A 19,241-nucleotide genomic window follows, 5' to 3' on the forward strand; every position below is an offset into this window, starting at 1 on the left:
CGTGGGGGCGTGGGGGGAGGCGCGCGGACGTTCGGTCAGTTCTAGGTGGCCCTGACGTGGCATGTCCATAGCGGATGCCGGGTGGTTGTGTGAGGGGTGAGAATCGTTTCTGCAAAGGCCGGCGAAGGACTGGAAAGGAGATTGATCATGGCCATGGCCGACTGGCTCACCGTCCTGACCACGACGGACGCCCCGGAGAAGGCGGAGGCGCTCGCACGGGGCGCGGTCGCGACGCGCGTCGCCGCCTGTGCGCAGGTCTCGGGACCGGTCACATCCGTCTACCGGTGGAAGGGGCAGATCGAGACCGCGTCCGAGTGGCAGGTGCTGTTCAAGACGACGGAGACGCGGTACGCGGAGCTGGAGACGTATCTGCGCGAGGCGCACGACTACGACACGCCGGAGATCATCGCCACGCCGGTGGTGCGGGGGAGTGCGGCGTACCTGGAGTGGCTGGAGCGGGAGACGGCGGGGTGACGCTGCCCTTCTTCGTGTACGGGACGCTGCGGCCCGGCGAACCCAACCACGACCTCTTCCTGCTCGGCCGCACCGTTTCCGAGGTGCCGGGGTGGCTTTCGGGGGCGGCGCTGTACGAGGGCCCCGGCTATCCGTACGCCGTGGACGAGCCCGGGGGTGCTGTGGTCCGCGGCGAACTGATCACCCCCGTACCCGAGCGGTACGGGCAACTCCTCCTGGCCCTCGACCGGTTGGAGGACTACGCGCCGGGTGACCCCGAGAACCTGTACGAGCGGGTGGCGAGGGACGTGACGCGCGAGGACGGTACGAGCGTGAGTGCGTGGGTGTATGTCGCCGCGCCTGCCGTCGCCGCACGCCTGCGGTCCCGCGGCAAGCTCATCGAGGGTGGGGACTGGCGGGCGCGGGCTTGTTGAGGCCCTGGAAAAAAAGTCGTCCGGTCACCGCTGAGTTCTGTGGTGCCCCTCCGTCTACATCTACGACAGACGCACCAACCGCCTGACGACAAACAGGAGACAGAACCATGAGCGTGACCGCGCCCCAGACCCAGACCACCGTCCAGTCCCCCTCCTTGGCCTCCTCCCCCTCCTCGACCCGCTTCACCCGGTCCCTCGCCACGCGTGCCGTGTGGCAGGTCGGTGTACTGGCCACTCTCGCCGGTGCCATCGTGACCGAGGTGTTCGGCCTGATCGCCCGCGGCGTCGGCGTACCGATGGCCGCGGCGAGTCCAGGGGCCAAGGAAGCCGCGGAGATTACGGCGGGCGCCTTCGTCGGGGGCGTGCTGTTCTGGTCGATCCCCGGGATCGTCCTCGCGGTCGTCCTCGCCCGCTGGGCCAAGCGGCCCGCTCGTACCTTCGTGGTGATCACCGTCGCGCTCACCGCCCTGTCCCTCGCCGGCCCGGCCGTCGCCCCGCACACCGCCACCTCCACCCAGGTCGTCCTGGCCCTGTCCCACGTGGTGGCCGCCGCCGTGATCATTCCCGCGCTGGCACGGCGCCTTGCCCAGCACCGCCGGTGACGCGGCCCGCAGCCGGGCTTGTGCGCCGACCTTGATCCATCCGCAGCCGCACCCTCGGCATCGACCGAGGGTGCGGCTGCGGATGGATCAAGATGCGCGCCGGAATGACGGTTCGACTCACTGCACGAACGGACGGTTCGACATCACTCTGCGGACAATCACCCTGCGGACAACCGGTCCAATGCCGACTGGCTCTCATCATCCGCGGCGCGGTAGATCACCAATAGCTGGTCCGGGTCTTGCAGTGGCGTAAGCGTCTCGAAATGCACTGCGATCGAACCGACGTCAGGGTGCCGCAGCACCTTGCGCCCGCGGCCGTTGACCTTGACGTCCCGCCCGGCCCACAATCGCGCGAACTCCTCGTGGCCGGTGGTGAATTCGGCGATGAGGTCGGTCAACACCTGATCCTCCGGATGCGCGGCCCACGCGGTGCGCAGGTGAGCGATCGCCTCCCGCATGACGCGTTCGCGGTCGACATAGAAATCACGCGTCTTCGCATACATGAGGCACAGCCATATCGCATTGCGCTGCGACGGCGGCAGGGTGTCGAAATCCAGCAGCAGTCTCGCCATTTCGCCGTTCCAGGTCAGGATGTCGTAGCGGCGGTTCATCACCATGGCCGGCAGCGGCGACAGGTCGGCGACCAGCCGGGCCAGCGGCGGCGCTGCGGTGGTGGCCGGTTCGTCGGCGTTGCGGGGGCGCTGCTGGGCCAGGTCGAAGAGGTAGGCGCGTTCGTCGGGGGCCAGGCGCAGTGCCCGGGCCAGCGCTTCCACCACCTTCGCTGAGGGCCGCAGCCCCCGGGCCTGTTCCAACCGCACGATGTAGTCGATGCTGACCCCGGCCAGTTCGGCGACCTCTTCGCGGCGCAGTCCCGGGGTCCGCCGGGCCTGCCGACGCGACGGCAGGCCGAAATCGTGCGGGTCCAAGCGCTCGCGTCGGGTCCGCAGGAACGCGGCCAGTTCCTGGGTCGTGTCCACGGTGGTGCGGATCGTCATGCCCGGTCCAACAGCCAGGGTAGGACTGGTCTTCCCAGGAGCTCCTTTCCCTTACCCCCCGCTCGCGACGGTCACAGGCTTGTTCTCGACACCGGATCACAAGCACGGGAGAAGACCATGTCGCTCACCCTCGACACCTACCGGCTGCTGGGCCGCTCCGGGCTGCGGGTCTCACCGCTGGCGCTGGGCACGGCGACCTTCGGCACCGACTGGGGCTGGGGAGCCGAGCAGGACGAGGCACGCAAGCTGTTCGACACCTACGTCGAGCGAGGCGGCAACTTCATCGACACCGCCAACACCTACACCAATGGCAGCTCCGAGCGTCAGTTGGGCGAATTCACCCGCGACAACCGCGAAAGCCTGGTGCTGGCAACGAAATACACGACGCTGCGCCGACCCGGCGACCCGAATTCCGGGGGCGCTCACCGCAAGAGCCTGTTCGCTTCGGTGGAAGCCAGTCTGCGACAGCTGAATACGGACTACATCGACCTGCTCTGTCTGCACGTGTGGGATTTCACGACACCGGTCGAGGAGATCCTGCGCGGTATGGACGATCTGGTCCGGCAGGGCAAGATCCTGTACGTGGCGATGTCCAACGCCCCGGCCTGGGAGATCTCGCGCATGCAGGCGATCGCCGACCTGCGCGGCTGGTCGCCGCTGGTCGCGCTGCAGATCGAGTACAACCTCATCAACCGGGCCGCGGAACGTGACCTGATCCCCATGGCACGGGCGATGGGACTGGGGGTGACCCCGTACTCACCGCTGGCCGGCGGCCTGCTCACCGGAAAGTACAGCCGCGTCGACCTGACGGCTACGAACGCCGGATCCGGGGGATCCGGGGGATCCGGGGAAAGCACCCGCAAGAACTTCAACGCCGACCTGGGCATGGTCACCGAACGGAACCTCGCCATCGCCGATGTCGTGAAGGAGGTCGCCACGGAGCTGGGCCGCACACCCGCTCAGGTCGGGCTGGCCTGGACCCTGCAGAACCCGGACGTGACGGCACCGATCATCGGGGCCCGCACCCCCGCGCAGCTGGAGGACAATCTGGGCGCCCTGGAGGTCGACTTCACCGCCGCCCAACTGGCCCGCCTCGACGAGGCCGGCGCGATCGAACTCGGCTACCCGCACGACCTGCTCGCCAGTGACCACATCCGCACTGTGACCGCCGGCGACCTGAAGATCGAAACCCGCCGCTGACACCCGATCGAGCGCCGAGGGAACGGCATATAGTCTCGGTCTTGATCAATCGTCTCGTGGCTTGGAAAGATCTTCGCCGATGAATGACATAGGTGATGCCGTGTTCCCGACTCAGCTCGATGTCCGGTTGCGCCAGGCCGATCTCGGCCGGGATGGCTCGGCAAGCACGATCGGGGTGGCGCGTTGGCTGGAGGACGCCCGGTTACGCGTCCGACTGCGTCGCTTCGAACGACTCGTAGCCGCCGGCCAATTTGACCCGTTTCACATTGTGCTCGTCAGTCAACGCGTCGAACGGCTCGCACCCGTCGCCCGGGCAGACGCAAGTGTTCAGGTGCACACCGGCGTTCGTCGCATCGGGCGATCGTCATTCACTTTCGAGCATGCGGTCTTCGTCGGCAGCAAGCGCGTGGGGAGCGGCGAGGCCACCATTGTGCTGAGCGGTGCGGCGGGACCTCTCGCACTTCCTGATGAGTTGATCGCGGATCTGATGGACTTGCAGCTGCCGGAGTCGGGCCAGACGGTCGTGACCCGTCCGGGGGCCGAGCGGCATCAGCGAGATCACTACGCACATTTCGCCCCGCTGCGCGCCCGGATCGGTGACGTCGACTCCAACCAGCACGTCAATTTCATCGCCCTGGCCACCTGGTACGACGAGGCCATTGCGGCGTTTGCGTGGCAGGCCATCGGATTGGGCGAGGGAGGGCGCGTGCCGGACCTGTCCCCGTGGTCGTATCGAATTCAGTACGTCGGTGAAGTGACCTACCCTGGCGACTACGAGATCGGGATTCTTGTCCGCGCTCTCGATGTTGATTCCGTGCATTATGAGCTCGGTGTCTTTCGCGGCAGCAAGTGCTTGGGCGTGGCCGACGCCACCGGGCCACGTGGCGAGCTGTCCGCCAAGTCCGTGGAGGCTTCCCGGGCGGAAAGCTAGGCCGACGCAACGCCGGGCTCGGCGTCCGCGTGGATCTTCCCGTTGCCGCGTCCGGTGACGAACGCACCTGCTCAACCGCCGGAGGCAACCCGCACCAACAGCACCCCCGGCGACACCGGCAGCACCACCCTCAACGCCCCCGACTCCCCGTCCCACTCCGCCGCACCGGCCGACGGCGACGCAGACGCCGACGGATGCAGAATCTCCACCCGTACGCCGTCCCGGCCCGCCAAGTGCGGCAGGGACAGCGTCCGTTCGGCCTCGCCACCCCGGCGCCACACCGACAGATACATCGCCCCCGCATCCGGAGCCCGCAACCCCACCGCCACCCACTCGTCCGCCCACCCCGGCAGCCCGAGCGGCCAGAACGGCACCGCCGACCGCAGGTCACCCCGGATCGACTTGTACGTCGCCACAGCGTCCCGTACCAGCGACAGTTGACGCTCCGTCATACGATCCAGGTGGCCGGACAGATGGACCCGCCCGAGCAGCGCCGTACCGAGCGTGAAGCTGATCTCGTCGTCCGAGAACTCGGGCTGCGGATACGCCCACACCGCCCCCTGCTCAGGCGGCACAGCCGTCGGCGCCGCGGCCGCGATCGGCGGATAGCGGAGCAGATCCTGCTGGTCGGACGTGGACTGGAGCTGCGCGACGGCCAGGGAAGCACCGTCCATACGCATGCCGCCGGACGCACAGTTCTCGATGACCAGCGAAGGGTGGCGGTCCAGCACGGACGACATCCAGGACAGCCAGGCCCGCGCATGCGGAAGCAACCCCGGTACGGACGTCGTGATGTTGTAGTCCAGCTTCAGATACCCCACGCCCCACTCACCCACGATCCGGTCGACCGCCGCATCCAGGTGCGCACGAGCCGCCGGGTGGGTCAGATCCAGCTGGTGGCGGCCCTGTTCGGTGACCCGGATACCGCCCTCGTGGCGCAGGAACGCCTCGTCGGGCAGCTCGCGCGCGACGGCGCTGCGGACGCCCACGACCTCCGGCTCCAGCCACAGCCCCGGCACCATCCCGCGCGAGCGGATACGGTCGAGCACCGCTCCGAGCCCCCCGCCGGGGAAGCGCCCGGAGGACGGCAGCCACGCCCCGACGCTGTCCCACCAGCCCGCCGCGTCGTCGTCGTACCACCCTGTGTCGATACAGAAGTACTCCGCCCCGGCGGAGGCCGCCGCGTCGATCAGCGGCAGCAGCTTCTCGGTGGTCGGGTCGCCCATCAACGTGTTCATGTAGTCGTTGAAGATGACGGGGAGCCGTTCGTGGTCGGGGTGCGGGCGGCGGACGAGACGGCGGTACGTCGTCATCGCGGCCAGCGCTCCGTCGAAGCAGGTGCCCAGGGCCAGCGCCGCCCACTCACTGCCGAACTCCCCGCCCGGCTCCAGGGTTTCACGCCACTGATGCTCGTCCGCGGTCGGCCCGCTCAACGTCAGGTACGTGTGCCCGCCGGCTTCGCCCGCCTCCCAGGACCAGCTCGCCGCGGACTCGATCTGCCACAGCCAACTCCGTTCGTCCGTACGGTGGACGAAGGCACCCATCGCCAGGTGCCCGTCGGTGGGCCAGCTGCCGCGCCCGGCGAGCCGCACCGCGGCCCGGCTGTCGTGCTCGTGAACGTCCCGGCCGATGTCGGGAACGGACGCCCTGAGCGGCTCGGCGTACCAACGGCATTCGGCGAGCCAGTCGTTGCGCGCCCGGAACACGTGCAGGTCGTCGGGTGAGGGCAGCGCGCCGAGCAGCAGACTGCCGACCGAGCGCACGGTGACCGGCGCGGAACCGTCGTTGCGGAGCCGCACCCGGGAGCGCAGCACGGGCACGCCGTCGGGCGAGGCGTACTCGGCGAAGACGGTCAACCCGCTTGCGGGGTCGTGGAGTTCGACGGTGAGACGGTGCCAGCCGTCGGCGTGCGTCGCGTGGTGCGCCCGGTACTTCAGCCGCGGCCCGAGCGCCGTCCCCGTGAACCGGGGCCCCGAAAAGCCGGTGCCCTCGCCGTCGAGGATGAGGTCGACCAGCGGCAGCGCGGCGCCCTCGCCATCCTTCGGCTCGGCATCCATCGACCCCACCCGGAGCAGCCGGGGCGAGTCCCCGCCGAGATCGAAGTCGACGGCGAGCCCGGAATGCCCCCAGCGATAGTGCTGTACGCCCAAACTGTGGTCCTGCGTCACACGATCCCCCCGCGGTAGCCCTTGTCCCTAGTCCCTCGTCAAGCGATACCCCCGCGATAGGGTCCCGAACTCTCCCGCACGATCAACTAAGGAGGCCGCAGGCTTCTAAGGAGGCCGTAGGCCTCTTAGGGGCGCGGGGAACTGCGCGACCAGCCACGACGCACCCGCAGCGTCAAACTGCCCGTCCCGCGGAGCGATCGGCGCGCTCCACACGTACCGCGCACGCCTTGAACTCCGGCATCCGAGAGGTCGGGTCGAGGGCCGGATTGGTCAGTGTGTTGGCCCGGCCCTCACCCGGCCAGTGGAACGGCATGAACACGGTGTCGGGCCGGATCGAGGTGGTGATCCGCGCGGGCGCGGTCGCGCGTCCGCGCCGGGACACGACGGCGAGGGAGTCGCCCTCCTCGGCACCGAGCCGCTCGGCCAGCCGTGGATGCAGCTCCACGAACGGCCCGGGAGCGGCGCTGTTGAGCTCGTCCACGCGACGCGTCTGGGCGCCGGACTGGTACTGGGCGACGACCCGGCCGGTGGTCAGCAGCACCGGGTACTCGGCGTCGGGCTCCTCGGCGAGGGGCCGGTGGGTCACGGGGACGAAGCGGGCGCGGCCGTCGGGGGTGGCGAAGCGGTCGAGGAAAAGGCGGGGGGTGCCGGGGTGGTGCGGTTCCGTCGCGCGGTCCGCGGGGTCGCCCGCCGGGTCGTCCGGCAGTACGTCGAGCGCGGAGTCTTCGGAGTCCTCCGATCCCTCGACGTCCCGCACGGAGCCGGCATCCCGCACGGAGCCGGGCGCCGGACAAGGCCAGAACACCCCGTTCTCCTCCACCAGGCGGCGGTACGTGATGCCCGAGTAATCGGCGGGGCCGCCCGCGCTCGCCCTGCGCAGCTCCTCGAAGACCTCCTCCGGGTCCTTCGGGAAGCCCTTCTCCACGCCCAGGCGGGCGGCGAGCTCGTGGAGGATGTCGAGATCGCTGCGTACGCCGTCCGGAGGCGTGATCGCCTGCTTGCGCAGCAGCACGCGGCCCTCCAGGTTCGTCATCGTGCCCGTCTCCTCCGCCCACTGGGTGACCGGGAGGACGACATCCGCGAGGGCGGCCGTTTCCGAGAGGACCACGTCCGCGACCGCCAGGAAGTCCAGCGACTTCAGGCGCTCCTCGATGTGGGCCGCGCGCGGGGCCGAGACCACCGGGTTCGAGCCCATCAGCAGCAGCGAGCGGATGTCCGTACCGAGGGCGTCGAGGAGCTCGTACGCGCTGCGGCCAGGACCCGGCAGCGAGTCGGGGTCCACGCCCCAGACCTCGGCCACGTGGCGGCGGGCCGCGGGGTCGTCGAGCTTGCGGTAGCCGGGCAGCTGGTCGGCCTTCTGGCCGTGTTCACGGCCGCCCTGCCCGTTGCCCTGCCCGGTCAGGCAGCCGTAGCCGGACAGCGGACGCCCTGCGCGGCCCGTCGCCAGGCACAGGTTGATCCACGCGCCCACCGTGTCCGTACCCTTCGACTGCTGCTCGGGCCCGCGCGCGGTGAGCACCATCGCGGTCTCCGGCTCACAGAACAGCCGTACCGTCTCGCGGAGTTCGGGCACGGACACGCCCGTGATCCGCTCCACCAGCTCCGGCCAGTGCGCCATCGCCGCCGCCCGCGTCTCCTCCCAGCCGCTCGTACGCTCCTGGATGTACGCCTCGTCCGTACGCCCCTCCGCCACGACCAGGTGCAGCAGGCCGAGCGCCAGGGCGAGATCCGTGCCGGGGCGGGGCGCCAGGTGCAGGTCGGCCTGCTCGGCGGTCCGGGTGCGGCGCGGGTCGATGACGATCAGCTTGCCGCCGTTCGCCTTGAGCTCGGTGAAGTAGCGGAGCGCGGGCGGCATCGTCTCGGCGAGGTTCGACCCGACGAGGATGACGCAGCCCGTCTTCGGGATGTCCTCCAGCGGGAAGGGCAGCCCCCGGTCAAGGCCGAAGGCCTTGATACCGCCGGCCGCCGCGGACGACATGCAGAAGCGCCCGTTGTAGTCGATCTGCGAGGTGCCGAGCACGACGCGGGCGAACTTCCCGAGCGTGTACGCCTTCTCGTTGGTCAGCCCGCCGCCGCCGAAGACCCCGCACGCGTCCGGGCCATGCTCCGTACGCGTGCGGGTCAGCCCGTCGGCGATCCGGGCGAGCGCCTCTTCCCAGGTGGCGGGCTCCAGGACACCGGCGTTCCGCACGAGTGGCGAGGTCAGCCGGACCCGGGAGGAGAGCACCGCGGGCGCGGTACGGCCCTTGCTGCAGAGCGCGCCGCGGTTCACCGGGAAGTCGGGGCGCTCGACCACCGCGACGCCCCCGTCCTGCTCGGGCGTGAGATTCATTCCGCACTGCAGGGCGCAGTACGGGCAGTGGGTGGGCGTCACGGAGGTCTGCATACCGTCCAGCGTGCGTCGGACGTGTTACGCACCGCAACGCGTCCCGTTACACGGCAGGCACGGGGACCTCCCCGCGCCACCCGGGTGGACGTGAGGGTGCCCACAGGCCGGGCGGGGAACGTCCCCGGCCCGCCGGGCGTTGTGACGAGTGGTTGTAGTTGAAGTTTGCGAACGTGTGAGCGCCCGCGGAGTTCTGACAGCGGGCGCTTCGTCGTTTTCGGGGGTTTTCTTCGGCGGCGGACGACCAGCAGCCCGGGATCGCGCGAGCGCGCGTATTCCGCACTACTCGTCCTCTCGACATCTCGAAGGAGACATCACATGGCTCAAGGAACCGTGAAGTGGTTCAACCCTGACAAGGGTTTCGGCTTCATCGCCCCCGATGACGGCGGCGCAGACCTCTTCGTTCACCACTCGGCGATCGACACGGGTGGTTTCCGCTCCCTGGAGGAGAACCAGCGGGTGGAGTTCACCGCCGCCCAGGGCCCCAAGGGCATGCAGGCCGACCAGGTCCGCGCGCTCTGAGGACACCACCCTCGCCGAAGCAGGCCCGCACGTGCGGGCCTGCTTCGCGCTGTATCCCAAGGGCTTCCCGCATCCGGCGCCCTGCCCCCGCGCCGGCGGCATCGGCCCGCGCATTCCGAGAGGAAAACCGTGAGCACTGAAATCATCAACCGGGGCACAGAACCGGCGGCCCAGCTCGCCGAGACGGCAAAACCCCCGCCCAGCGGCAGGGGCAGCGACTACGCCGTGCTGTCCCGCGAGGTGAAGCAGCGCGGCCTGCTGAAGCGGCGCCCGGGCTACTACTCCGTCAAGGTCGGCGGGAACCTGCTCCTGCTGGCCGCCGGATGGACCGCGTTCGCCCTGATCGGACAGTCGTGGTGGCAGCTGCTGACCGCGGCCTTCCTCGCGGTGATGTTCACCCAGACCGGGTTCATCGGGCACGACGCCGGCCACCACCAGATCGCCGGCTCCAAGCGCGTCAACAACCTGCTCGGCCGGATGCACGCCGACCTGCTGATCGGTCTCAGCTACGGCTGGTGGATCTCCAAGCACAACCGGCACCACTCCCACCCCAACCACGTCGACCGCGACCCGGACATCGCCGAAGGCGCGATCGCCTTCACCCAGGACCACGCCCGCGTCCGCCGCGGAGCGTACGCCTGGCTGGCCCGCCACCAGGCCTGGCTGTTCTTCCCCATGCTGCTGCTGGAGGGACTCGCCCTGCACGTCGCCGGCGTAAAGGCGATGCTCGACCGCACCGGCACCCGTACCTCACGGACGACCAAGGTGGCCGAGGGGAGCCTGCTGACGGCACACCTCGTCGGCTATCTCGCCGCCGTTTTCTGGGTGCTGCCTCCCGTCCAGGCCGTGTGCTTCATCGCCGTGCACCAAGGACTGTTCGGGTTGTACATGGGGTGCTCCTTCGCCCCCAACCACAAGGGCATGCCCATGTTCGCCAAGGACGACAAGATCGACTTCCTGCGCCGGCAGGTACTGACCTCACGCAACATTCGCGGCCGCAAGCTCACCGACTTCCTGCTCGGAGGGCTGAACTACCAGATCGAACACCACCTGTTCCCGTCCATGCCGCGGCCCAGCCTGCGCCACGCCCAGCAGCTCGTCCGCTCGTTCTGCGCCCGGCACGGCATCGCGTACCACGAGACGGGACTCTTCGACTCGTACGCGCAGGTGCTGCGGCACCTCCACTCGGTCGGCGGGCCCCTGCGCCGCCCCGAACTGGAGTACTGATCGCATCTGTCCGCACAGCGCGCCCGCTACCTCGCCGTAGCCAGCGCCCGCGACACCCCCGGTTCCTGCGGCCCCAGGAACCGGGGATCGGGCTCGAACACCGCCTCCAGTGCCGCCTTGGACGCCGCGAAGATCTCCCGGACGCCGCCGTAGTACCAGGTGACGTCGTGCCGGTCGGCCACACCGACGCCGTACGAGGTGACGCCCGCCTCCTGGCACAGGGCGACCGCCCGGCGGATGTGGAAGCCCTGGCTGATGAGCACGGCCTCGTCGACGCCGAAGATCTTCTTGGCGCGGACGCAGGAGTCCCAGGTGTCGAAGCCCGCGTAGTCGCTGACGATGCGCCGGTCGGGGACGCCGCGCCCGGTGAGGTAGGCGCGCATGGTGTCCGGCTCGTCGTAGTCCTCGCGGCTGTTGTCGCCGGTGACCAGGACGACCTCGATCCGGCCCGCCCGGTACAGCTCCGCCGCCGCGTCGAGGCGGTGGGCGAGATACGGGGAGGGCTCCTCGCCCCGCAGTCCGGCCCCGAACACCATCGCCACCCCGGTCCGCGGCACGTCCCGCGTCGTCCGCAGCCGGTCGTCCGCCGCCGTGAACATCCACGTCGAAGGGAGCAGCGCCAGCACGCACCCGAGCATCACGGCCTGCACGGCCCGCCGCTGCCCGGCACGGGTGCGCGGCAGCCGCGGTCGCCCCGGTCGGAGCCGAGGCAGCCGCAGCCGGGGCATGTGCAGCCGAGGCCGACGCAACCGCGGTCGGCGCAGCCTCAGATGGCGCATTCGGTTTCCTCCCAGGTCAGTGGCCTCGACGACAGGGACGCAGCGGACGTTGATCCGGTTCACCGACGGCCGCCCGAGTGACCTCACGATCCGCCGCACCCCGCCGTGAACCCCCGGAAAACACCCGTCATTCCCGCGCAACGGGGCGGCAACGTCGTACCGCCACCATCAGTTCATGACGGCGTCGAACCAACCTCGCGACGAGTCCAAGACACGCTCCGGCGGCCAGCCGCTTCGGGGCGCTCACCTCGACAGTACGGCGCAACTCATGAACCGGATCACCAGCCAGCTCGGCAGCCAGCTCAGCCTCGTCTCGCTCGACGGGACGCGGCGTGCCGCGCCGCCCGCGCTCGTTCTCGTGGGCCACGGCAGCCGTGACCCGCGGGCCCTGAGCACCATCCGCGCCCTCATCGAGAAGATCCGCGAGCTGCGCTCCGGGCTGCCCGTGCACCTCGGCCACATCGAGCTGAACGAGCCCCTGCTGTCCGACACGCTGGCCTCCCTCGGCACCGCCGACGCCGTACTCGTGCCCCTCCTGCTCAGCCGCGGCTACCACGTCAAGCAGGACATTCCCGAAGCCGCGGCCGCGGCACAGGCACGCACGCGCGTGGCCGCCCCGCTCGGCCCGCACCCGCTCCTGATCGAGGCGCTGTACGCGCGGCTCGTCGAGGCCGGCTGGCGGACGCGGGCCGGTGAGGCCGCCCGCCGCACCAGCGGGATCGTGCTCGCCGCCGCCGGTTCCCGGGACCCCGAAGCAGCCGTCGACACCCGCCGCACCGCCCAGCTGCTGGCCGAGCGACTCGGGGTGCCCGTCGTCCCGGCGTACGCCTCCGCCGCCCCCACCGTCCCGCAGGCCGTCCGCGCGCTCGCGGCCCGCGGCCGCCACCGGGTCGCGATCGCCTCGTACTTCACGGCTCCCGGCCGCTTCGCCACCGAGTGCGCCGAGGCCGCCCCCTGGATAGCCGCCGCCCCGCTCGGCGCCCACCCAGCGATGGCGAGACTGGTCCTGCACCGCTACGACCAGACACTGGCAGCCACGACCACCACGGCGGCCCCCCAACTGGCATCCGCCTGAAACGCGACGACGACGGCAACGCCCCTGTTAAGGGGCGCGGGGAACTGCGCGACAAGCCACATACGACCCGCACTCGCAGCAATTCAGAACCCGGCAAACGAGTAGGCACCCCGCACCCACCACCACCCATTTGTCACTGCCGACGCTTAATGTCGAGACATGGAAGGCACCGCACCCGCCACCCCCCAGCCGTACGGAAACCAGATCCCACCGTCCGGCTACGACCCGACGTCAGTCGACCGCTGGGCCGGCGAACCGGACAAGCGCCCCGGCCGCACCGCCTTCCAGCGCGACCGCGCGCGCGTGCTGCACTCCGCCGCGCTGCGCCGCCTGGCAGGCAAGACCCAGGTGGTCACACCCGGCACCCGCAGTGACGCCTGGGACGCCAGTCCCCGTACGCGGCTGACCCACTCCCTGGAGTGCGCCCAGGTAGGCCGCGAGCTGGGCGCCGCCCTCGGCTGCGACCCGGACCTCGTCGAGGCGGCCTGCCTCTCGCACGACCTGGGACACCCGCCCTTCGGGCACAACGGCGAGCAGGCGCTGAACGAGTTCGCGGAGGACTGCGGCGGCTTCGAGGGCAACGCCCAGTCACTGCGGCTGCTGACGCGCATCGAGCCCAAGCGCTTCCAACGAAGCGAGGAAACAGGCGACCTCATCAGCGTCGGCCTCAATCTCACCCGCGCCGCCCTCGACGCCGCCACCAAGTACCCCTGGCCGCGCGGCACCCATCCCACCGACCCCGCGTCACCGAAGTTCGGGGTCTACGACGACGACCGGCCCGTCTTCGACTGGGTCCGCAAGGGCGCCCCCGACCACCGCATCTGCTTCGAGGCCCAGGTCATGGACTGGTCCGACGACGTGGCGTACTCCGTGCACGACGTCGAGGACGGCCTGCACGCGGGCCACATCGACCCGGGCTGTCTGTACGCGGAGCCGGAGCGGCAGTCGGTCTTCGCGGTGGCGATCGGCCGGTACGTCCCCGAGGACACCGATCCCGCCGAGCTCGCCGAGGCCCTGGACCGGCTCCTTGACCAGGAGTGGTGGCCGCACGGCTACGACGGATCGGCCGTCGCACAGGCCCGCCTCAAGGACGCCACGAGCCAGCTCATCGGCCGCTTCTGCCTGGCCGCGGAGGGTGCCACGCGGGCGGCGTACGGCACGGGACGGCTCACGCGGTACGCCGCCGAGCTGGTCGTACCGAGAAGCGCCCGCCTGGAGTGCGCGGTCCTCAAGGCGGTCGCCGACCGGTACGTCATGCAGCGCGCCGAGCAGGAGGAACTGCGCGCCGACCAGCGGATCGTGGTCGCCGAACTGGCCGAGGCACTCACCGCCCGCGCGCCGGACGGCCTGGACCCGCAGTTCCGCGCGCTCTTCGACGAGGCCCCGGACGACAGGGCCCGCAAGCGCGTGCTCGTCGACCAGATCGCCGCCCTGACGGACATCTCGGCCCGCTCCCTGCACGCACGGCTGACAGCTCGCTGACCGGCAAGACAAGAAGGAGTACGTACGTGACCCTGCGTGGCCTGATCGGGCCACTACCTCTTCCCGCATCACGCTGCGTGCGGGACGCTCATGTGGCGACACCGTTACGAGGAGGCACCAAGTGGTCGACGCGGATCAGACATTCGTCATCGTCGGAGGAGGGCTGGCCGGCGCGAAGGCGGCCGAGACCCTCCGCGCGGAGGGTTTCACCGGCCGCGTCATACTGATCTGTGACGAGCGCGACCACCCGTACGAGCGCCCGCCGCTGTCCAAGGGCTACCTGCTCGGCAAGGAGGAGCGCGACAGCGTTTTCGTGCACGAACCCGCCTGGTACGCGCGCAACGACATCGAGCTGCATCTCGGCCAGACCGTCGACGCGATCGACCCGGCCGCGAAGACGGTCCGCTTCGGCGACGACGGCACGCTCGTGCGCTACGACAAGCTGCTGCTCGCGACCGGCGCCGAGCCCCGCCGCCTCGACATCCCGGGGACGGACCTGGTCGGCGTCCACCACCTGCGCCGCCTCGCGCACGCCGAGCGCCTCAAGGGCGTTCTCGCCGCGCTCGGCCGCGACAACGGCCACCTCGTCATCGCGGGCGCCGGCTGGATCGGCCTGGAGGTCGCGGCGGCGGCCCGCGAGTACGGCGCCGAAGTCACCGTGGTCGCGCCTCAGCCCACTCCGCTGTACGGGGTCTTCGGCCCCGAGATCGGGCAGATCTTCACCGAGCTGCACGCCGAGCGCGGCGTCCGCTTCCACTTCGGCACCAGGCTCACCGAGATCACCGGCCAGGACGGCATGGTCCTCGCGGCCCGTACGGACGACGGAGAGGAGCACCCGGCGCACGACGTGCTCGCCGCGATCGGCGCCGCCCCGCGCACCGGCCTCGCCGAGGCCGCGGGCCTGGACATCGCCGACCGCACGCAGGGCGGGGGCATCGTGGTCGACGAACGGCTGCGCACCTCGGACCCCGACATCTACGCGGCCGGCGACGCGGCGTCCTTCCACCACGCCCTCTTCGACACCCGGCTGCGCGTCGAGCACTGGGCCAACGCCCTCAACGGCGGCCCCGCGGCGGCCCGGTCGATGCTCGGCCGCGAGCTGACGTACGACAGGGTGCCCTATTTCTTCTCCGACCAGTACGACGTCGGGCTCGAGTACTCGGGCTGGGCGCCCCCAGGCTCGTACGACCAAGTGGTGATCCGTGGAGACGCGGGCAAGCGGCAGTTCATCGCCTTCTGGCTGAAGGAGGGACGCGTGCTCGCCGGGATGAACGTGAATGTGTGGGATGTCACGGAGCCGATCCAGCAATTGATCCGGTCGAAGGCTCAGGTGGACATGGAGACACTTGCGGACCCGCATGTTCCGCTGGACAGCCTGGCCTCGTGACCGACGGACGTACTCGACTGTCACACCACCCCCGTAGAATTCACGCGTGGCCGGAAGGATCAACGACGAGGACGTGAAGGCGGTTCGGGACGCGGTTCCGATCGACGCCGTGGTGTCCGAGTACCTCCAGCTGCGGAGCGCGGGCGGGGGCAACCTCAAAGGCCTGTGTCCGTTCCACGACGAGAAGTCGCCCTCCTTCCAGGTCAGCCCGAGCAAGGGGTTCTTCCACTGCTTCGGCTGCCAGGAGGGCGGCGACACCATCACGTTCGTGATGAAGATCGACCACCTCTCCTTCTCGGAGGCGGTCGAGCGCCTGGCCGGGCAGGCGGGCATCACGCTGCGGTACGAGGAGGGCGGCTACAACCCCTCCCACCAGCGCGGCGAGCGCATCCGCCTGGTGGAGGCCCACAAGATCGCCACCCAGTTCTACATCGAGCAGCTCGACACCAGCCCCGAGGCCGACACGGGCCGCAAGTTCCTGGCCGAGCGCGGCTTCGACCAGGCCGCCGCCGCGCACTTCGGTGTCGGCTACAGCCCCCAGGGCTGGGACCACCTCACCCGCTACCTGCGCGGCAAGGGCTTCACCGACAAGGAACTCCTCCTCTCCGGCCTCTCTCAGGAAGGCCGCCGCGGCCCCATCGACCGCTTCCGCGGCCGCCTGATGTGGCCCATCCGCGACATCGGCGGCGAGGTCGTCGGCTTCGGCGCACGAAAGCTGTACGAGTCGGACAACGGGCCCAAGTACCTGAACACCCCCGACACGGCGATCTACCGTAAATCCCAGGTCCTGTACGGCATCGATCTCGCGAAGAAGGACATCGCGAAGTCGAGCCGGGCGGTCGTGGTCGAGGGCTACACGGACGTCATGGCGTGTCACCTCGCCGGTGTCACGACAGCGATCGCCACCTGCGGCACGGCCTTCGGCGGCGACCACATCAAGATCCTCCGCCGCCTGTTGATGGACAACGGCAGCGCTCGCGTCATCTTCACGTTCGACGGCGACGCGGCCGGCCAGAAGGCGGCCCTGCGCGCCTTCGAGGACGACCAGAAGTTCGCCGCCGAGACGTACATCGCAATCGCACCGGACGGCATGGACCCCTGCGAACTGCGCCTCGCCAAGGGCGACGAGGCGGTCGCCGACCTGGTCGAACCGCGCACCCCGCTCTTCGAGTTCGCGCTGCGCCAGATCGTCGCCCGCTACGACCTCGAGACCCCCGCCGGCCGCGCCGCCGCGCTCGACGAGGCCGCGCCCATCGTGGCCCGCATCAAGAACAGCGGCGCCCAGCACGAGGTGGCCGTGCAGCTCGCCGGCATGCTCGGCATCCTGGACACGCAGTTCGTGGTCAAGCGGGTCGCCCAGCTGGCCCGCTGGGCCCGCGACCGCGGCGGCAGGGGCCCGGGCCCGGCACCGCAGCAGGGCCCCCAGCAGACGTACGCCGCTGTGAGAGCACCCTCGGGCCCCGCCCTCAACCTCCGCAATCCCGTGTTCGCCACCGAGCGCGAGCTGCTCAAACTCGCCCTCCAGCGCCCGGAGTTGGTCTCCCCGGCCTTCGACGCGTACGGGATCGACGAGTTCACCGCCCCGCCGTACGCGGCCGTGCGCCAGGCCATCATGGACGCGGGCGGCGCCGAGTACGGCGTCCAGGACCCCCAGGAGTATCTGGTCCGGGTCCGCGAGGCCGCCCCGGACAACGCGGTCCGCGCCATGGTCACGGAGCTGGCCGTCGAGGCCATCATGCGCAAGACCGTCGACGAGTTGTACGCGGGCGATCAGCTCGTCATGGTCCGCCGCCGTGCCGTCGAGCGCCGCGTCCGGGACGTCCAGGGTGCCCTGGCCCGCGCGAGCGCGCAGGGCGACCCGGCCCAGCTGGCCGCCGTGCAGAACGAGTTGTGGGTACTCCAGCAGTACGGGCAGGCGCTGCGCGAACGAGGCGCGGAAGCGCTCTGACCGAGGCGCGGAGGCACTGCGACCGGGGCGCGGAGGCGCTGTGACCGGGGGCGCAGAGGCGCTCTGACGTGGATTCGAAAGCGCTGGAACGGGGGTTTCACGCCCCCTTCCGAGCGCACTCGTGCGTCAGGGTAACCACCCGGTCACGGACCGGACTCAAAAAGTCCTCGCACGCCCCTCGTGGCGAGGATGTGTCGTACTCCACACTGGGTTCCGGTGCCTGAGTCCTCGGAGCGCGGCCGACCCGAACGCGACGGGTCCCCCATTCCCGCGGTTCCGCTCAACGTGTACGGGACGGACGGCGGCGCGGCCGCAGAGTCCGTTCGCGAAGTACCGCTGCCGCACGCCTCAGCAGCGATCACCCTGGAGGTCGCCCCCGTGCAGACCCAGACCCTCGCCCAGACCGACAACACCACCGACGCCGAGACGGACGTCATCCCGGCGGTACCGCAGCAGAACCGTGTCGCGCACCATCCCGAAACCGAGTCGGGGAGCCCGCCCGATCTCGACGAGCCGCCCGCCGGCGCCGTCGGGACGGCCGGGCCCGCCGGGACGGCCGTGGAGGTGGCCGTGGAGGTGGCCGTCGAGACCGAGGCTCCCGAGCCCGTCGAGCCGCTGCCGCCTCGTGGGCGCTCGGCGGACACCGGTGGCCCTTCCTCGGACCTGTTCCGCCAGTACCTGCGGGAGATCGGCCGGATCCCGCTGCTCACCGCCGCCGAGGAGGTCGAGCTCGCGCGCCGCGTCGAGGCGGGCCTTTTCGCCGAGGAGAAGCTGGCGCGCACCCCGGCTCCCGACCTGGACAGCCAACTCGCCCTCGACCTCGACAAGTTGGTGGTCATGGGGCGGATGGCCAAGCGACGCCTCATCGAGGCCAACCTGCGGCTCGTCGTCTCCGTCGCCAAGCGGTACGTGGGGCGCGGGCTGACCATGCTTGACCTGGTCCAGGAAGGAAATCTGGGCCTGATCAGGGCAGTCGAGAAATTCGACTACGCCCGCGGGTACAAGTTCTCCACGTACGCGACCTGGTGGATCCGGCAGGCCATGTCCCGTGCCCTCGCCGACCAGGCCCGGACCATACGAGTCCCGGTCCACGTCGTCGAGTTGATCAACCGTGTGGTCCGCGTACAGCGCCGCATGCTCCAGGAACGCGGTTACGAGCCGACTCCCGAAGAGGTCGCCGGCCAGCTCGACCTGCCGAGCGAGCGGGTCAGCGAGGTCCTGCGGCTGGCGCAGGAGCCGGTGTCCTTGCACGCCCCGGTGGGCGAGGAGGACGACGTGGCGCTGGGCGACCTGATCGAGGACGGCGACGCGACGAGTCCGGTGGAGTCGGCGGCGTTCCTGCTGCTGAGGGAGCACCTGGAGGCGGTGCTGTCGACCCTGGGTGAACGCGAGCGCAAGGTCGTCCAACTCCGCTACGGCCTCGCGGACGGGCGTCCGCGCACGCTCGAGGAGATCGGCCGCATCTTCGGCGTCACGCGCGAGCGCATACGCCAGATCGAGTCAAAGACCCTGAACAAGCTGCGGGACCATGCGTTCGCGGACCAGCTGCGGGGCTATCTGGACTGAGGGGGGATCCGCCCCCGCCGCCCCTACCCATTCCCGTCCCTTGGGGCTCCGCCCCGGACCCCACCAGGGGGCTCCGCCCCCTGGAC

At 70.3% G+C, this 19,241-nt stretch carries 16 protein-coding genes; 12 read left to right on the plus strand and 4 right to left on the minus strand.

The features are described from left to right. Positions 1-153: 153 nt before the first annotated feature. From cutA to G5C60_RS39345, 3 genes are all read left to right on the plus strand, one after another. Complete coding sequence (gene cutA, locus G5C60_RS39335; protein ID WP_165267010.1) at positions 154-474, plus strand: divalent-cation tolerance protein CutA; 321 nt, start codon at positions 154-156, stop codon at positions 472-474. Beyond that, entirely contained in the window at positions 471-887 is a 417-nt protein-coding gene (locus tag G5C60_RS39340) for a gamma-glutamylcyclotransferase (protein ID WP_165266985.1), read from the plus strand. Before cutA ends, G5C60_RS39340 begins: the two co-directional genes overlap by 4 nt. Before the next feature lie 107 nt (positions 888-994). Next, positions 995-1,489 (plus strand): DUF6069 family protein, encoded by a 495-nt coding sequence (locus tag G5C60_RS39345; protein WP_165266987.1) that lies wholly within the window; start codon positions 995-997, stop codon positions 1,487-1,489. A gap of 158 nt (positions 1,490-1,647) precedes the next feature. On the opposite strand, the gene G5C60_RS39350 is transcribed toward G5C60_RS39345, so the two are convergent. Next, complete coding sequence (locus tag G5C60_RS39350) at positions 1,648-2,484, minus strand: helix-turn-helix transcriptional regulator (RefSeq protein WP_165266989.1); 837 nt, start codon at positions 2,482-2,484, stop codon at positions 1,648-1,650. A gap of 117 nt (positions 2,485-2,601) precedes the next feature. Between G5C60_RS39350 and G5C60_RS39355 the strand changes: the two genes are divergently transcribed. Together G5C60_RS39355 and G5C60_RS39360 are read left to right on the plus strand one after the other, a co-directional pair. Next, positions 2,602-3,684 (plus strand): aldo/keto reductase, encoded by a 1,083-nt coding sequence (locus G5C60_RS39355; RefSeq protein ID WP_165266991.1) that lies wholly within the window; start codon positions 2,602-2,604, stop codon positions 3,682-3,684. A 79-nt stretch (positions 3,685-3,763) separates the two neighbouring features. After that, a complete protein-coding gene (locus G5C60_RS39360; RefSeq protein WP_165266993.1) occupies positions 3,764-4,615 on the plus strand; it encodes an acyl-CoA thioesterase in 852 nt (283 codons plus the stop codon). A 71-nt stretch (positions 4,616-4,686) separates the two neighbouring features. On the opposite strand, the gene G5C60_RS39365 is transcribed toward G5C60_RS39360, so the two are convergent. Together G5C60_RS39365 and G5C60_RS39370 are read right to left on the minus strand one after the other, a co-directional pair. Beyond that, on the minus strand, positions 4,687-6,783 hold the full coding sequence (locus G5C60_RS39365; protein WP_338146061.1) for a glycoside hydrolase family 36 protein: 2,097 nt from the start codon (positions 6,781-6,783) through the stop codon (positions 4,687-4,689). Between the two features lie 172 nt (positions 6,784-6,955). Next, on the minus strand, positions 6,956-9,169 hold the full coding sequence (locus tag G5C60_RS39370) for a molybdopterin oxidoreductase family protein (protein WP_165266995.1): 2,214 nt from the start codon (positions 9,167-9,169) through the stop codon (positions 6,956-6,958). Between the two features lie 318 nt (positions 9,170-9,487). On the opposite strand from G5C60_RS39370, the gene G5C60_RS39375 reads away from it, so the two are divergent. Together G5C60_RS39375 and G5C60_RS39380 are read left to right on the plus strand one after the other, a co-directional pair. Beyond that, positions 9,488-9,691 (plus strand): cold-shock protein, encoded by a 204-nt coding sequence (locus G5C60_RS39375; RefSeq protein WP_165266997.1) that lies wholly within the window; start codon positions 9,488-9,490, stop codon positions 9,689-9,691. Between the two features lie 129 nt (positions 9,692-9,820). Continuing rightward, entirely contained in the window at positions 9,821-10,918 is a 1,098-nt protein-coding gene (locus G5C60_RS39380; protein ID WP_165266999.1) for a fatty acid desaturase, read from the plus strand. 26 nt (positions 10,919-10,944) lie between these two features. Here the strand turns inward: G5C60_RS39380 and G5C60_RS39385 are convergent, their stop codons facing one another. Then, positions 10,945-11,646 (minus strand): SanA/YdcF family protein, encoded by a 702-nt coding sequence (locus tag G5C60_RS39385; RefSeq protein ID WP_420907454.1) that lies wholly within the window; start codon positions 11,644-11,646, stop codon positions 10,945-10,947. A 226-nt stretch (positions 11,647-11,872) separates the two neighbouring features. Between G5C60_RS39385 and G5C60_RS39390 the strand changes: the two genes are divergently transcribed. From G5C60_RS39390 to G5C60_RS39410, 5 genes are all read left to right on the plus strand, one after another. After that, positions 11,873-12,772: a sirohydrochlorin chelatase gene (locus G5C60_RS39390; RefSeq protein WP_165267001.1), complete on the plus strand. Its 900-nt coding sequence runs from the start codon at positions 11,873-11,875 to the stop codon at positions 12,770-12,772. A gap of 159 nt (positions 12,773-12,931) precedes the next feature. Beyond that, positions 12,932-14,254, plus strand: a complete 1,323-nt coding sequence (locus G5C60_RS39395; RefSeq protein WP_165267003.1) for a deoxyguanosinetriphosphate triphosphohydrolase — start codon at positions 12,932-12,934, stop codon at positions 14,252-14,254. A gap of 121 nt (positions 14,255-14,375) precedes the next feature. Beyond that, entirely contained in the window at positions 14,376-15,641 is a 1,266-nt protein-coding gene (locus G5C60_RS39400) for an FAD-dependent oxidoreductase (protein ID WP_165267005.1), read from the plus strand. Between the two features lie 46 nt (positions 15,642-15,687). Continuing rightward, positions 15,688-17,589, plus strand: a complete 1,902-nt coding sequence (gene dnaG / locus G5C60_RS39405; RefSeq protein ID WP_165267007.1) for a DNA primase — start codon at positions 15,688-15,690, stop codon at positions 17,587-17,589. 216 nt (positions 17,590-17,805) lie between these two features. Beyond that, a complete protein-coding gene (locus G5C60_RS39410; RefSeq protein WP_165267009.1) occupies positions 17,806-19,155 on the plus strand; it encodes a sigma-70 family RNA polymerase sigma factor in 1,350 nt (449 codons plus the stop codon). Positions 19,156-19,241 lie beyond the last annotated feature (86 nt).

This window comes from Streptomyces scabichelini (assembly GCF_011045015.1).
Taxonomy (GTDB): domain Bacteria; phylum Actinomycetota; class Actinomycetes; order Streptomycetales; family Streptomycetaceae; genus Streptomyces; species Streptomyces scabichelini.

Coding starts and splice junctions, on each gene's coding strand:
- cutA (WP_165267010.1), top strand. CDS start 154: ATGGCCGACTGGCTCACCGTCCTGACCACGACGGACGCCCCGGAGAAG.
- G5C60_RS39345 (WP_165266987.1), top strand. CDS start 995: ATGAGCGTGACCGCGCCCCAGACCCAGACCACCGTCCAGTCCCCCTCC.
- G5C60_RS39350 (WP_165266989.1), bottom strand. CDS start 2,484: ATGACGATCCGCACCACCGTGGACACGACCCAGGAACTGGCCGCGTTC.
- G5C60_RS39355 (WP_165266991.1), top strand. CDS start 2,602: ATGTCGCTCACCCTCGACACCTACCGGCTGCTGGGCCGCTCCGGGCTG.
- G5C60_RS39360 (WP_165266993.1), top strand. CDS start 3,764: ATGAATGACATAGGTGATGCCGTGTTCCCGACTCAGCTCGATGTCCGG.
- G5C60_RS39370 (WP_165266995.1), bottom strand. CDS start 9,169: ATGCAGACCTCCGTGACGCCCACCCACTGCCCGTACTGCGCCCTGCAG.
- G5C60_RS39375 (WP_165266997.1), top strand. CDS start 9,488: ATGGCTCAAGGAACCGTGAAGTGGTTCAACCCTGACAAGGGTTTCGGC.
- G5C60_RS39385 (WP_420907454.1), bottom strand. CDS start 11,646: ATGCCCCGGCTGCGGCTGCCTCGGCTCCGACCGGGGCGACCGCGGCTG.
- G5C60_RS39390 (WP_165267001.1), top strand. CDS start 11,873: ATGACGGCGTCGAACCAACCTCGCGACGAGTCCAAGACACGCTCCGGC.
- G5C60_RS39395 (WP_165267003.1), top strand. CDS start 12,932: ATGGAAGGCACCGCACCCGCCACCCCCCAGCCGTACGGAAACCAGATC.